Below are 13,653 nucleotides of genomic sequence, written 5' to 3'. Positions count from 1 at the left end.
CCGAGCGATCGACCGGCCGGCGACGGGTCTGGCCGACCATCGTCGGTGCGGCGGGCTGAACGAGTTCGAACGGATCCCCGGCAGCGATGAGTGATGCGACGTCGGTCAGTCTCGGCGGCGAGACGGTCAAGGCGACGGCCGCGAAGTTCACGATGGCCGCGATCGGGTTCCTCGGAACGATCGTCTTCGCGCGGGCGCTCGGGCCGACCGGGTTCGGCGGCTACTACCTCCTCTTCTCGCTGGTGAAGATCGCGGACCGGGCGGTCAACGGGTGGGGAACGGCGGTCAAAAAACGCTACTCGGAAGCCGACGCCCCGTCGGGAGAGCTGATCGGCAGCCAGGGCCTGTTCACGCTGGTGTGGATGGCACTCGCCGTCGCCGCGGCTGTCGTCGCGTCGAGCCGGCTCGTCTCCTACACGGGGCTCCCCGAAGCGCCGATACTGTTCGTCCTCTTGCTGTTCGCGGTCACGCTCTTCGAACCGCTCGATCTGATCGTCCAGGCGCGCGGCCGCGTCGGGGCCTCGATGTGGACCGACACGCTTCGATCGGTGCTCACCTTCCCGATCCAGCTGGGCCTGATCGTGCTCGGGTTCGGCGCGGCGGGAATGGCGTACGGCCTCGCCGCCGCGACGTTCCTGACGGTTCCGGTCCTCTGGTACTTCATTCGAACGCGGCCGGTCGCTCCGACCCGGGAGACCGTCGCGAACCTCTGGTCGTACGCCAGATACAGCATTCCGAACTCGTTTCTCGGGCAGGCCTACGACCGCTTCGACATCATCCTGCTCGGCTACCTGCTTGCACCCGCCGCCGCCGGCCATTACGAAGTCGCGCTCAAACTCACGGTCCCGGCGACGTTCGTGACGATGGCCGCCTCGAGCGGGCTGATGGCTCGCGTGAGCCGCCGTCACAGCGAGGGCGAGACGCTCGGGACCGACGTCTCGAACACACTCTCGTTTACGAGCATCATCGCGATCCCGATGTTCTTCGGGGCCGTCGCGATGCCGGAACGACTCGTCGTGACGCTCTTCGGGTCGGAGTACGCCGCCGCCGCGACGCTCCTCGTCGGACTCGCGGCGTACCAGATCGCGAAGACCCAGGCCGGCGTGCTCACGAGCGTGCTCTACGGGATCGACCGGCCGGACATCAACACGCGGATCTCGGCGCTCACGCTAGCGATCAACGTCGCCCTCGGCGTCGCGCTGACGCTCGCCTACGGCGCGATCGGCGTCGTCGTCGCGACGGTCGTCGCGGAAACCCTCCGCTACGCTCTCTCCGCCGTCGTTGTCAAACGCGAGCTGTCGACGGTCGTCCTGTTCCCGCGGACGCTCGGCGAACAGCTCGCGGCCGGGCTCGTGATGTTCGCGGTCATCGTCCCGCTGGAGCGCGCTGCCACCATCGACCACTGGTATCAGCTCCTCGCGATCGTCGCGCTGGGTGCGGCGGTGTACGGCCTCACGCTGGCGGCTATCAGCCGAAAACTCCGCGTCACGATCAGGGGCGTCGTCCGCAGTTCGCGACTCGAGCTGTGGTGAGCGGGCTACAGCTCTCGGTCGATATAGTCCCCGATCGCGGCGACGCGGTCGGGATCGTACGTCCAGAAGCCGTCCCAGATGCGCGGTTCGGTCTCGAGGCAGACAAGCGCGATGGGGTCGCTGATCGGGTCCTCGGCGGATGTCGCGGCGTCGTCCGGTTGGTAGACGACGAACCAGCCGTCGCGGTACTCCTCGCTCGTTCCAGTGTGGATCGTGACGTCGAGATCTACCGTCGTGCCGTCGTCGATCCCGTAGACGTGCGTATCGACGTCTGTCTCCGCTATTTCGGCGTAGACCTCTCGAGTCCCGATCTCGTCGCCGATGCGCGAGAGCCGCTGGAACGCCGATCTGAGCGTCCCGCTCCCGGCCGTCCAGGCGCGTTGTTCGATGTACCGCGAGACGAGTATCAGGAGGAGTTTCTCCTTATCCGATAGCGGATAGCCACAGAGTTGCAGTCGCGTCTCGTCGAGGTTCGCGAGGACGTCCGGGAGTTCGATCTCGCCGACGCCGCGTGCGCCGGTGACGAACAGATCGGAGTTGATCGCGAGGATGGAGTCGTACAACTCGAGCATCGGCGAGGCGGCGACCGGTGTGCCGCCCTCGAAGAGGAGAGCGGTATCCCCCTCCGACTCGAGCGCGGCGTCGATTTCGGGATCCAGATCCGAACCGGACGGGATCGTCACGCCCGACTCGACGTCGATCGGCTGGTTCTCGAAGGTATCGACGAGCATCTGCTCGAGGGGCCCCGTCGTATCGTCGTTGACCACGGCGATCCGCCGGTCGTGCGAGCCGACGTCGTCGATGAACGATCGGAGGGTCACCTGAAGAGGTTCTTCGGTTCGGCACGTAAATGTTCTCGCCGACTCACGGCTCGAGTACTCAGTCGCCCGTGACCGGATCGCGCTCCCAGAACTCGCTCCCCTTCTGCAGCTTCGGAACCCACGTGTCGCTGGTCTTCGAGATGAGGGCTACGCGGGAGGCCGGCACGCCCATCACTTCCTCGAACTCGGGCATGTGTTCCCGAACGTCCTCGGCGAACTCAACGACCTCCTCGTGGTCGGGCATCGCGGTCCGATCGAGGCGGCCCCGCGAGTGGCCGACGTGCATGTACGCCTTCAGTTCGATGAAGTCCGGATCCGCCTGCTGGTAGAACCCGGCGTACCAGTCGGGATTCCGCATGTTCTCGCCCTTGACGAGCGTGGTGCGAAGCACGGTGCGAGTGTCCTCTTTCTCGGCGAGGACGTGCATCGTCTCGAGGAGGTTCTCCCAGGCGTCGTCCTCCATCGCGCCGACGACCTCGTCGAAGGTGTGGCGCTCGGGGGCGTCGACGCTGACGTAGAGCTGGGTCGGGTCGCAGTCCCGGAGCATCTCCGGGCGGGTGCCGTTCGAGACGAGGAAGGTAGTGATGTCGCGGTCGTGGAAGGCCTCGATGAGTTCGGGAAGGTAGGGGTACAGCGTCGGCTCGCCGTCCAGCGAGATGGCGACGTGGCGGGGTTCCATGGCCTGTTCGAACACCTCCCGGGGAACCTCCTCGTTGCCGCCGAAGCCCGAGAGGAGCTTCTTCTGGAGTTTGATGGAGGCGTCGACGACCGCTTCGGGGTCGTCCCACTGGACGTCGTCCATCTCGTAGGAGTGGCCCTTGTGATCGCGCCAGCAGAAGACACAGCGCTCGTTACAGCGGACGACCGGCGTCATCTGGATGCAGCGGTGGGACTCGATCCCGTAGAAAATGTTCTTGTAACACTTCCCCTCGCCGCGCATGGCGTTGGCCGTCCAGCCGCAGGTCTGGGCGGCCGTGTGGTTCTCGCTGTGGTAGTCCGGACTCGAGACCTGTGCCGGCCCGCCGCCGTCGTCATCGGCGGCGTCGCCGCTCGCTCCGTCGCGCCCGGGATTCGCGGAGTCGCTCATGTTGCCAGTCGTTGCACGGGCGCAGTCAAAAGGTGTGCGGTGTCCCGACCGGTCACTCGTGTGGTGTCCGGACCGGCTACTCGTCGGGTCGCCCCTCGCTCGAGGACTCGCCACCGGGGCCGTCAGGGAGCGCGTGGGGATCGGCGGGTTCGTCGCCGTGTTTCACGTCGTCGCGTTCGAAGAGGTAGAGGGCCGGGCCCGCGATCACGATCACGAGTAAGCCGGGGATCGGCACGTCCGGGGGGCCCAGATACGTGGCGAGCCCGCTTCCGGAAGTGACGATCACGAACCCGGCCCACAGCGCCGGCCTCGAGACTCCGACGCGAGTCGCGTCCCGATAGACGGCGACGGCACCCCCGAGGACGATCGCGAACCCGACGACGGCGACGGCGATCACCTGCAGCGAAACCATGTATCGAAGTATACTGCCGGCCCCAAGTCAGTGTAGCGGTTCCCGTGTCGGTCGCGGCGACTCACACGACCGGCGACCGCCGACCGATACGGAACGGCAGAACGGCGGAACCGCGTTCGGGACCGGTTTCGACGAGCGCGGCCCCGGTTCGACGCGGATCGAACGCGGCGGTGCCCTCGAGCCGTCTCGTCTTCTCTCGGCCGCTCACTTCCCTACGAAAGCCTCGCCCTCATGCCCGTTCCCGTCCAACCGTCGGGTATGATCGGAGCCTACACCATCGGCAAGAAAGCGGTCACGTTCGGCTACAAACGCTACGGCGTTCCGGGTGCGGTCGCCTCCGGCGGAGCGGCGCTGGCGGGGTACCTGATCGTCCGGCGAGCCCTCAAGTCGTCGGCGAACGACGGGACGGTCGATTCGGCCATCAACGCCGGCGAAATCCAGTCCGCAGTCGAGGAGAAGGGGCTGGGCGCGGTGACCGACAAGGGAACCCTCGATCGAGCGATCGACGAGGAGGAAGTCGGCTCCGCCTTCGACATGGACGACGTCCAGTCGTCGGCCGAGGAGGAAACAGACGAGTTCACCGACAGTACGGGCGAGGGCGACTCGAGCGCCGGGAACTAATCGCACCGTCTATTCGACCGTCCAACCACTACTCGTATGACTCAAAAAGAGACGACTGAAACTGATGCTGCGGCCGGTGTCGGGACCGAACAACATGAACCGAGGACCGGACCCGAGTACGTCTCGCGGACGATACGATACGTCCGCGGCGTCGTCGAATCCGGTATCCCGGCCGGCACCGTCGGCGGTGTGAGCTTCTTCCAGGGCGTCCGAGCGTTCCGCCGGGGCGATCCCGAGCGTGCCTTCGGGCACGTTTCACTGGGCGGTGTACTCGTTGCGATCGCACTCGCCCAGCGGCGGTCGTCAGGGACCCGCGGGGATGATCGGACTGCCGTCGACCAGACGGACGTCGTCAGTACCGGCCCGGACCTCGACGACATCGAGGAGCGAGACAGCCGCAGTCAGGGCGCGAGCGGTGAGGAGGCACAGCGGGTCGCCGGACGCTCGATCGACATCGAGGACGCCGGCTCGAGTCCCGAACCCGACAGCGACGTCGATGCGACGGCGATCGACCCGTCGGACGTCGTGGCGAGCGGCCTCGACGAGGAGTCCCTCGGCGCTTCGAGCGAGCCCGAGGAGGCCGAACCCGAACCCGAACCCTACGAGCGGCTGGGGGCGGCGGCGTTCGACGAACACAGCAGCGAAGTCCCGGTCCCACAGCGTGCCTTCAATCGGAATATCCTGTCGCTCAATTCGGAGGCGTTCTGGGGGATTCGCGACGGTGACGACGCCGTCTTCGCCTCGCAGGAATTCGATCTGATGCGGGATGGCGACGAAATGCAATACGTCGCCAGCAGCGAGATCGACGGCGATCGAACGCTGACCATCCCCGACGCCGTGTTGGACCACTGGGATATCGTCGCCGGAGGCGGGATGGCGGTCGCCGGCGGCGACGACATCGTGTTCGTCACGTCGGACTCGCTGCAGGCGGACGGACAGGTGCGACTGGTCCCCGAGCAATGGGCCGACGACGTCCTCGAGAGCGGCGAGTAGCGAGACAGTGTCGTCCAGTTACGCCCCACCGTTTCGGACCCGCTCGAGCACGGCGAGCGTCCCGTCGGCGTGGACCTCCTCGAGCACTTCGTCGGCGGCCGCTTTCGCGGCCTCGTCGGCGTTGGCGACGGCGAAGCTCCGACCGACGGCCTCGAACGTCGAGACGTCGTTGATCGAGTCGCCGACGGCGACGCAGTCCGCGAGGTCGACGTCGACGTGGTCGGCGATCGTCTCGATTCCCTCGCCCTTGTTCGGGTCCGCGTCTTTGACGTGGTAGGCGTAGCCGGTGTCGATCACCTCGAGGCCGTGGGTCGCTGCGATCTCGCGCAGCGGATCGATCGGTTGCTCGAGGTTGACGGCGATCTCGGTTTCGCGCCAGCGATTGACCGTGTCCTCGGGGCCCCAACCGAGGTCGTAGCCGGCGGCGCGGTACTCCTCGGTGACGGCCCGAGCGGCCTCCCGATCGGCGGTGAAGAAGACGTCGTCGCCGGTGTAGACGACGCCGCCGTTTTCGGCGACGACGAGTTCGGGAATCCCGACGAAGTGACAGAGGGCGACCGGATAGGGGAACGCCTTCCCAGTGGCGACCACGACGGGTGCCTCCCACTCGCGGAGGGGGTCGAAGACGCGGGGATCGATACCCCAGCCCTGCGGGCGGGTCAGCGTGCCGTCGATGTCGAGGACGAGCGGCGGATCGGCGGTCATAGCCGCAGGTGGGTGGTCCGTGACCTAAAACGGTTGGATCGCCCGACCGACGCCCGTCGGTACGACTGACTGGGTTTCGTCAATCAGGACCGCTTCTTCTTCGGTTTCGTCGCCTTGAGCACGACGGGATTGACCGGCCCGCCCGTGGCCCGCTCGACGTGCAGCGGTGCCGAGGTCAGGAGGAAGTCGTAGATCCCGTCGTCGGCACACTGTGTCGCGAGCTCCTCGAGCCACAGGATCTCGTTGAGCGACACACCCAGATCCCGCAGGAGCGCGCCGTGCAGCGGGAGTACGAACGTGTGGTCGCCGACGGACTGGGTCACCTTCTCGACGGCGACGTTGTCCGCGCCGATCATCGGGATCTCCATGTCGTGGACCCAGCGGATCAGGTCCTCGCTGAAGACCAGTCCGGGCTCGTTCAGCGGATCCCACTCCGTGTCGGGGTCGGTGACACGTTCGATCGATCCGGTCCGGAGGAGGATGATATCTCGCTCCCGGAGTTCGACTCCCTGGGCCTTCGCCGTTGCTCTGAGATCCTCGAGCGTCACTTCCGCGCCGAGCGGGAGCCGGTCGCAGTCGTCGCCGCGCGCGCGGCCGACGTCGAGCAACACGCCGCGACCCGCGACGCCGGCGTCGGCCAGCGGGGAGATGTCGATGGCCGAGTGGCCGTGGGTCTCGTTCACCTCGCCGGCTTCCCCGTCTACGCAGCCGGGGACCGCGTGGTCGAACTCCTTCGAGGCCGCCGTGACCGACTCGTCGCGGCCGTTGTACACCTCGTCGCCGTACCAGCCGTGACCGAGGGCGTCCATGTGGGTCGTCCCGTGGAGGAAGAACTCCGTGACGAACCGGTCGTCGGAGAACTGCATGCCGCCCGGATACGGTTCGGCGGTCCGCGCGTCCGCAGCGTTGTCGCGACGGGCCGGCGTCCGGCCCGGGAACATCGGATCGCCGGTGTCCGTCGTCGGCGCGTCGCCCTCCCCCACGAGGGCGTCGATCGCCTCGCCGGTCATCGGGGTCTGGAGGGTAAACCGCTCGATCCCCGTCGGACCGCGCTGCATCGCCGCTTTCATTCCCGCGAACGCCTCCTCGCTGCCCAGCAGGTTGAGCGCGCCGAGTTCGTCGTCCTCGCCCCATCGATCCCAGTTGTCCGGCAGATCGTCGAGGAGCGCGTCGAGATCCGCCTCCGTCGCAGCGACGGAGTCGACGCCCAGTCCGGCCACGGCCATCGCCGCGGCCGCTCCGCAACCTCGCATGAAGTTTCGTCGGTCGGCGCTCGACTCGTCGCTCGGATCGGTCCCGTGATCGTGGTCGTGTCCAGACATCGTGTGATACGATAACACTAGTTTGAGTAGTGGGGGATAAACGGTCCCATCAGTTTCACGAGATGAATTGCTACCGTGCGTTTTTATCGGTCTCATACTCGAGTTCGTCGATAACGGCCGACAGAACCGTCAGTGATGCCGGTTACTCGATCGAGCAGGCTCGCACTGTCGTACACGATCTCAGGATCGTATTCGTCGAGAAAAAGTATATCCGGTGAAACAATAGCCGAACTGAATCGGGTTCCCTCTCAGAGTCCGAGGTAGCCGGCGTTCGGCAGGAGTCCGGCCAGATAGAGGAGACCGAGGATGAACATGAACAGCGCGATCGCCATCGCCGGCGGGTCCACGTGCGTCCCGGAGTGGGAGTAGAACAGCCGCTGGGTCACCTCACCGAAGAGGCCGCTGATCGCGCCGAACGCGCCGGCGACGAGCAGTGCGGCCGGTTCGCTTCCGATGGCGGGCATCGCGATCACCGCACCCACAGCACCCAGGAGTGTGATGTGGTGCGTGACCGGGATCTTCTCGACGCCGAGATTGAGGAACAGCAGGCTCATCGCGGAAATCGCGTAGCCCAGGAAGATGCTCCCCGTCTCGAGCCAGATGAAGCCGCCGAGGATGCCGCCCACGATGCCGATCGCGGTCACGCCGGACCACTTGTACTGGTGGGGGAGCCACGGTTCGGTCGCCAGCCGGCCGGTCTCGGTGCCGCCGTCGGCTGCGACGCGTTTCTCCTCGCGCTCGAAGGGCGTCATGTCGAGGATGCTCGAGCCGCCGACCTTGCCGACGAGCGGGTAGCCGAAGACGATTCGGGCCAGGAAGGCCGTCGCGACGACCGAGAGCGCGATGTTGTCCGTCGGGAAGCCGATGCCACCCATGATCCGAGTGATGAGCATCCCGACGACGCCGAAGATCGCACCGACCGCGAGGATGTCGGGTTTGGTCCCGAACGCGTACAGGATGTTCTTCCCGAAGTGGTAGTCCCAGTCGTCGGGCTCCATTTCGGGATACTTCCGGCCGGCGTAGGCCGTCGCGGCGACGCCGCCGGCGAAGGCGATGTGCGGACCGGTGACCGCGCCGAAACCGATCGTGCCGGTGACACCGGTCGCGATATCTCCCGGCCCGATCGAGCCGAGCTCGCTCCCGATCTCGTTCTGGAGGATCGCGATCCCTTCGCCGAGGAAGACGACGAAGCCCGTGAAGACGAACGAGGGCAGCGCGCCGAGCGCTGCACCGAACGCGCCGCCGGCGAGCGCGGCGATGAACAGGACGGCGAACGCCTCGAACTCCATACCGATGACCGGAACCTGGAGGAGTACCTGCACCATGGATTATTCCTCCGTGTCCTGCGCCCAGTCGCGCGATCGCTCGACGGCGTCGCTCCAGCGGTCGTAGCGCCGGTCGGCCTTCCCGGGATCCATCTTCGGCTCGAACTCCGCGTCGACCTGCCAGTTGCTCCGCAGCTCGTCTGGGTTGCTCCAGTAGCCGACGGCGAGGCCGGCCGCGTAGGCCGATCCCAGCGCCGTCGTCTCGTCGACGACCGGGCGGACGATGTCCGACCCGATGATGTCGGACTGGAGCTGACAGAGGAAGTTGTTCTTGACCGCCCCGCCGTCGACCTTCAGCGATCGCATCTCGATTCCCGAGTCCGCCTCCATCGCCTCCGCGACGTCGCGCGTCTGGTAGGCGATCGACTCGAGGGTCGCGCGAACAACGTGTTCCTTCCGCGTGCCGCGAGTCATCCCGACGATGGTCCCGCGTGCGCGCTGATCCCAGTGGGGCGCACCCAGTCCGGTGAAGGCGGGGACGACGTAGACGCCGTCCGTCGAGTCGACGCTGCGGGCCAGTTCCGCCGTCTGGGCGGGATCGTCGATCAGCGTCATGTCCTCGAGCCACTCGATCGCCGCGCCGGTGATGAAGATCGACCCCTCGAGCGCGTACTGCACGTCTTCGCCCGAGCGCTGGAAGCCGATCGTCGTCAGCAGCCCGTGGTCGCTCTCGACGGCCTCGTTCCCGGTGTTCATCAGGAAGAAGGAGCCGGTGCCGTAGGTGTTCTTCGCGTCGCCGGCGTCGAAACAGGTCTGGCCGAACAGGGCCGCCTGCTGGTCGCCCAGCGCGCCTGCGACCGGAACTTCGCTCTCGAGGAAGCCGTCGGGATCGGTCGAGCCGTACGTCGCGTCGTCGCTGGACGGGCGAACCTCGGGCAACATCTCCCTGGGGATGTCGAACTCCGCGAGGAGCTCGTCGTCCCATGCGAGGTCGTGGATGTTGTACAGCATCGTCCGCGAGGCGTTCGTGACCTCGGTGATGTGGTTGCCCGTGAGGTTGTAGATCAGCCACGTGTCGATGGTGCCGAAGAGGACTTCGCCCTTCTCCGCGCGGTCGCGGATGTCCTCGGGCCGGGAGCGTTCCAGCTTGATCGGGTCGGCGTTGTCGAGCAGCCATTCCGCTTTCGTCGCCGAGAAGTAGGCGTCGGCCTCGAGCCCGGTCTTGTCGCGAATCGTCTCGACGAGATCGTCCGCCTCGAGTTGCTCGACGCGGTCTGTCGTCCGCCGGTCCTGCCAGACGATGGCGTTGTGGACCGGGCGGCCCGAATCGGCGTCCCAGAGCAGCGTAGTCTCTCGCTGGTTGGTTACGCCGATGGCCTCGAGCTGGTCGGGGCTAACGCCCGCCTGTCCGAGCGCCTGCTGAATGACGTCTTTGGTGTTCTCCCAGATCTCCATCGGGTCGTGCTCGACCCAGCCCGGTTCCGGGTAGATCTGTTCGTGTTTCTCGTAGGCGTTCGCGACGACCTGCCCCTCGTGATCGAACACGATGAAGCGGGTCCCCGTCGTTCCCTGGTCGACCGCACCGACGTAGGTATTGTCTGTCATAGGTGGTCACCCGTACTCCCACGCGCCGTCTTTACCGCCGGCAGCGTGCTACTGGTAAACAATACCTACGATCATTATAAATGTTTTCAAAACCATAATTCGGATTTCATAAGAAAGACAGAGCACGTGGCATTTCGGGCGCTGTAGCCGACGATATCGCCATAGAACTGGAACGCCATCCGGCGATTACAGTGCGAACCGCCAGTACAGTTCTCCGAATCCGTCGATTGTTATGGCCGTTGTTTGACCGCCGATAAAATAAAGGTGGGGCTGTCCGTAGGGTCCAACGACAGAATGGTACGCGATACCGAGGTCCTCGTTCTCGGCGGCGGCTCGACCGGCTGTGGCATCGCCCGGGATCTGGCGATGCGCGGCCTCGAGGTCACGCTCGTCGAACGAGGGAACCTCACGGACGGAACGACCGGTCGGATGCACGGCCTGTTGCACAGCGGCGGGCGATACGCCGTCTCCGACCAGGCCAGCGCGACGGAGTGTATCGAGGAAAACGAGGTCCTTCGGGATATCGCCGGTCACTGCGTCGAGGAGACCGGCGGGCTGTTCGTCCAGCGACCCGAGGACTCGGACGAGTACTTTCGGGAGAAACTCGAGGGCTGTCGGGAGTGTGGGATCCCCGCCCGCGTGCTCTCGGGGGCGGAAGCGCGCGAGGTCGAACCGTACCTCGCGGAGGACGTGAAGCGAGCGATCGAGGTGCCCGACGGCGCGGTCGACCCGTTCCGGCTCTGCGTCGCGAACGCGCTCGACGCCGAGAACCACGGTGCGCGGGTCGAAACCCACGCCGAAGTGATCGACCTCTTGCGCGACGGCGACGACATCTACGGGGTCGAGGTCCGCCACGAGTCCGGCCCGGGAAAGCGCACCCACGCGACGCCGGGCACGACGGAGGAGATCACCGCCGAGTACGTCGTCAACGCGACCGGCGCGTGGGCCGGCCGGATCGGTGCGATGGCCGACCTCGAGGTGGAGGTCCGACCCTCGAAGGGCGTGATGACGATCATGAACGTCCGGCAGGTCGACACCGTGATCAACCGCTGCCGGCCGAAAGGCGACGCCGACATCGTCGTCCCCCACGAGACGACCGCCATCCTCGGGACGACCGACGAGGAAGTGTCGGATCCGGACGACTACCCCGAGGAAGGGTGGGAGGTCGACCAGATGATCGACACCCTCTCGGAACTGGTGCCGATCCTCGAGGAGGCCCGGACGATCCGGTCGTTCTGGGGCGTCCGTCCCCTCTACGAGCCGCCGGGGACGGGGACGCAGGATCCGACCGACATCACGCGGGACTTCTTCCTGCTCGATCACGCCGACCGCGACGGTGTGTCCGGCATGTCCAGCATCGTCGGCGGCAAGTTCACTACCTACCGCGCGATGGCCGAGGAAATTTCGGATCATGTCTGCGAGAAGCTGGGCGTAAACGCCGCCTGTGCGACCGCGGACGAACCCCTGCCCGGGAGCGAGAATATGGAGACGCTCGAGGAAGGGATGGACGACTTCGGGCTTCGCTCACCGGTGGCGCGCCGGAGCAAGCAACGGCTGGGAAGCCGAGCGAGCGAGGTGCTCGAGACGGACGAGGCGAACCCCGTGATCTGCCAGTGCGAGGGCGTAACGCGGGCGGAGATTCGAGACGCCGTCTCCCAGTCCGGATCGGACCTGAATGCGGTCCGGATCCGGACGCGGGCGTCGATGGGAAACTGTCAGGGCGGCTTCTGTTGCCAGAACATGGCCAACGAGCTGCATCCGACCTACGACGAGGAGACGGTCCGTGCGTCCCTCGACGAACTCTTTCAGGAGCGCTGGAAGGGCGAGCGCCACGCCCTGTGGGGCGAACAGCTCTCGCAGGCGATGCTCAACTACGCGCTGCACGCGACGACGATGAACCGCGATCGAGATCCCGCGAGTACGGAGGCGGCGGTCGATTTCGCGGCCTTCGACGGAGGGGGGCGGTAGATGGCCATCGAGGACGACGTCCTCGTCATCGGCGGCGGACTCGCCGGCGCGACCGCCGCGCTCGCCGCGGCGGAGGAAGGCGCACAGGTCCGGCTGGTTTCCTACAAGCAGAGCACGCTCCGGCACGCGAGCGGATTGATCGACGTCCTCGGATACACGCCGGCGGGCGAGGGACCGCTCGTCGATCCGTTCGACGCGCTCGAGGGGCTCCCCGACGGCCACCCCTACGAGCGGGTGGGAAGCGAGGCGGTCCGCGAAGCGCTCGAGTTCTTCGACGACATCGCGGGTGACGCCTACGACGGGGCACACACCGACGCGAACGCGCTCGTCCCGACCCACGGCGGCACCGTCAAGCCGACCGCGCGGTATCCCGCCTCGACGGCCGAGGGACTCGCGAGCGACGACCGCGACACGCTGCTGGTCGGCTTCGAGACGCTCCCGGACTTCGAGGCGCCGCTGGCAGCGGCCCACCTCGAGGCGGCGGGCGCACCCTTCGCGGCTCGCGGGGTCACGGTCCGCTTCCCCGGGCTCGTCCGGGACGACGCGAAGGTGACGCGGTACGCACACCTGCTCGACCACGACGAAGCCGTGACGACGGCCGCGGGCGAGACGACGGCTCGCGACGCTTTGGCTGAAACTGTGAGGGGCCACCTCGAGGACGAGACCCGCGTCGGGTTCCCCGCGATCCTCGGCGACGACCACGCAGCCGAGGTCAGGGCCGACCTCGGTGATCGACTCGGCGTCGACGTCTTCGAGGTCCCGATGGGGCCGCCGAGCCTGCCCGGGATGCGACTCGAGGACCTGCTCTACGACGCGCTCCAGGAGGCGGGTGTGCGGGTGACGACGGGGGTCCCCGTAGTCGACTACGAGACCGACGGTGACGCTACTCGGATCGACCGCGTCGTCGTCGACCGCCACGGAGCCGAGGTCCCCCACCGAGCCGATCAGTACGTGCTCGCGACGGGCGGGCTGGTCGGCAAGGGCGTCGAGTCCGAGCGCGAACGGGTGTTCGAACCGATCTTCGACTGCCACGTCCCTCACGCCTCCGACCGCTACGAGTGGTTCGTCGACGACGTCTTCGGCGACCAACCGTACGCCCGGTTCGGGCTGCCGGTCGACCGGGAGCTCAGACCCCTCGACGCCGGCGACGAGCCCGAATTCTCGAACCTTCGCGCGGCGGGCGCGGTGCTGGGCGGCTACGACTTCGCCGCGGAGAAGTCCGGGAGCGGCGTCTCGCTCGCGACGGGCTACGTCGCCGGCCGGCGCGCCGGCGCGGAGGGCGGCGAATGAGAGACGACGGCAGCGACTCGAGCGGCCGAACC

General features: G+C 66.8%; 13 protein-coding genes. 5 read left to right on the top strand and 8 right to left on the bottom strand.

The annotated features are described in order from the left end of the window. Positions 1-86: 86 nt before the first annotated feature. Positions 87-1,532, top strand: a complete 1,446-nt coding sequence (locus tag LDB05_RS09200; RefSeq protein ID WP_226007623.1) for an oligosaccharide flippase family protein — start codon at positions 87-89, stop codon at positions 1,530-1,532. Between the two features lie 5 nt (positions 1,533-1,537). Here the strand turns inward: LDB05_RS09200 and LDB05_RS09195 are convergent, their stop codons facing one another. The 4 genes from LDB05_RS09195 to LDB05_RS09180 form a co-directional block, all read right to left on the bottom strand. Next, positions 1,538-2,353 (bottom strand): DICT sensory domain-containing protein, encoded by an 816-nt coding sequence (locus LDB05_RS09195; RefSeq protein WP_226007622.1) that lies wholly within the window; start codon positions 2,351-2,353, stop codon positions 1,538-1,540. Positions 2,354-2,411: 58 nt separating this feature from the next. Then, complete coding sequence (twy1, locus tag LDB05_RS09190) at positions 2,412-3,440, bottom strand: 4-demethylwyosine synthase TYW1 (protein ID WP_226007621.1); 1,029 nt, start codon at positions 3,438-3,440, stop codon at positions 2,412-2,414. A gap of 76 nt (positions 3,441-3,516) precedes the next feature. Continuing rightward, complete coding sequence (locus LDB05_RS09185; RefSeq protein ID WP_226007620.1) at positions 3,517-3,852, bottom strand: hypothetical protein; 336 nt, start codon at positions 3,850-3,852, stop codon at positions 3,517-3,519. Positions 3,853-3,913: 61 nt separating this feature from the next. Then, positions 3,914-4,060, bottom strand: coding sequence for a hypothetical protein (locus LDB05_RS09180; protein ID WP_226007619.1), 147 nt, complete (start codon positions 4,058-4,060; stop codon positions 3,914-3,916). Between the two features lie 50 nt (positions 4,061-4,110). Here LDB05_RS09180 and LDB05_RS09175 point away from each other — a divergent pair, with 50 nt between their 5' ends. Together LDB05_RS09175 and LDB05_RS09170 are read left to right on the top strand one after the other, a co-directional pair. Next, entirely contained in the window at positions 4,111-4,473 is a 363-nt protein-coding gene (locus LDB05_RS09175; protein ID WP_226007618.1) for a hypothetical protein, read from the top strand. Positions 4,474-4,509: 36 nt separating this feature from the next. Further along, positions 4,510-5,466 (top strand): hypothetical protein, encoded by a 957-nt coding sequence (locus tag LDB05_RS09170; RefSeq protein WP_226007617.1) that lies wholly within the window; start codon positions 4,510-4,512, stop codon positions 5,464-5,466. An 18-nt stretch (positions 5,467-5,484) separates the two neighbouring features. On the opposite strand, the gene LDB05_RS09165 is transcribed toward LDB05_RS09170, so the two are convergent. The 4 genes from LDB05_RS09165 to glpK all read right to left on the bottom strand — a co-directional run bounded on the left by LDB05_RS09165 (position 5,485) and on the right by glpK (position 10,363). Continuing rightward, entirely contained in the window at positions 5,485-6,171 is a 687-nt protein-coding gene (locus LDB05_RS09165; RefSeq protein ID WP_226007616.1) for an HAD-IIB family hydrolase, read from the bottom strand. An 83-nt stretch (positions 6,172-6,254) separates the two neighbouring features. Further along, complete coding sequence (locus tag LDB05_RS09160; RefSeq protein ID WP_226007615.1) at positions 6,255-7,493, bottom strand: cyclase family protein; 1,239 nt, start codon at positions 7,491-7,493, stop codon at positions 6,255-6,257. Between the two features lie 248 nt (positions 7,494-7,741). Continuing rightward, positions 7,742-8,818 (bottom strand): DUF7973 family transport facilitator, encoded by a 1,077-nt coding sequence (locus LDB05_RS09155; RefSeq protein ID WP_226007614.1) that lies wholly within the window; start codon positions 8,816-8,818, stop codon positions 7,742-7,744. Between the two features lie 3 nt (positions 8,819-8,821). After that, complete coding sequence (glpK, locus tag LDB05_RS09150) at positions 8,822-10,363, bottom strand: glycerol kinase GlpK (protein WP_226007613.1); 1,542 nt, start codon at positions 10,361-10,363, stop codon at positions 8,822-8,824. A gap of 294 nt (positions 10,364-10,657) precedes the next feature. Here glpK and glpA point away from each other — a divergent pair, with 294 nt between their 5' ends. Together glpA and glpB are read left to right on the top strand one after the other, a co-directional pair. Next, positions 10,658-12,331, top strand: coding sequence for an anaerobic glycerol-3-phosphate dehydrogenase subunit GlpA (gene glpA, locus LDB05_RS09145; RefSeq protein ID WP_226007612.1), 1,674 nt, complete (start codon positions 10,658-10,660; stop codon positions 12,329-12,331). Next, positions 12,332-13,621 (top strand): glycerol-3-phosphate dehydrogenase subunit GlpB, encoded by a 1,290-nt coding sequence (glpB, locus tag LDB05_RS09140; protein ID WP_226007611.1) that lies wholly within the window; start codon positions 12,332-12,334, stop codon positions 13,619-13,621. It abuts the gene before it with no gap. Positions 13,622-13,653: the final 32 nt, after the last annotated feature.

The sequence above is a fragment of the Natrinema salinisoli genome (genome assembly GCF_020405205.1).
Taxonomy (GTDB): Archaea; Halobacteriota; Halobacteria; order Halobacteriales; family Natrialbaceae; genus Natrinema; species Natrinema salinisoli.
Note: the sequence above shows the minus strand (reverse complement) of the source record. Positions and strands in the feature narration are given on the sequence as shown.

Coding starts and splice junctions, on each gene's coding strand:
- LDB05_RS09185 (WP_226007620.1), bottom strand. CDS start 3,852: ATGGTTTCGCTGCAGGTGATCGCCGTCGCCGTCGTCGGGTTCGCGATC.
- glpB (WP_226007611.1), top strand. CDS start 12,332: ATGGCCATCGAGGACGACGTCCTCGTCATCGGCGGCGGACTCGCCGGC.
- glpA (WP_226007612.1), top strand. CDS start 10,658: ATGGTACGCGATACCGAGGTCCTCGTTCTCGGCGGCGGCTCGACCGGC.
- LDB05_RS09160 (WP_226007615.1), bottom strand. CDS start 7,493: ATGTCTGGACACGACCACGATCACGGGACCGATCCGAGCGACGAGTCG.
- LDB05_RS09155 (WP_226007614.1), bottom strand. CDS start 8,818: ATGGTGCAGGTACTCCTCCAGGTTCCGGTCATCGGTATGGAGTTCGAG.
- LDB05_RS09165 (WP_226007616.1), bottom strand. CDS start 6,171: ATGACCGCCGATCCGCCGCTCGTCCTCGACATCGACGGCACGCTGACC.
- LDB05_RS09170 (WP_226007617.1), top strand. CDS start 4,510: ATGACTCAAAAAGAGACGACTGAAACTGATGCTGCGGCCGGTGTCGGG.
- LDB05_RS09175 (WP_226007618.1), top strand. CDS start 4,111: ATGATCGGAGCCTACACCATCGGCAAGAAAGCGGTCACGTTCGGCTAC.
- twy1 (WP_226007621.1), bottom strand. CDS start 3,440: ATGAGCGACTCCGCGAATCCCGGGCGCGACGGAGCGAGCGGCGACGCC.
- glpK (WP_226007613.1), bottom strand. CDS start 10,363: ATGACAGACAATACCTACGTCGGTGCGGTCGACCAGGGAACGACGGGG.
- LDB05_RS09200 (WP_226007623.1), top strand. CDS start 87: ATGAGTGATGCGACGTCGGTCAGTCTCGGCGGCGAGACGGTCAAGGCG.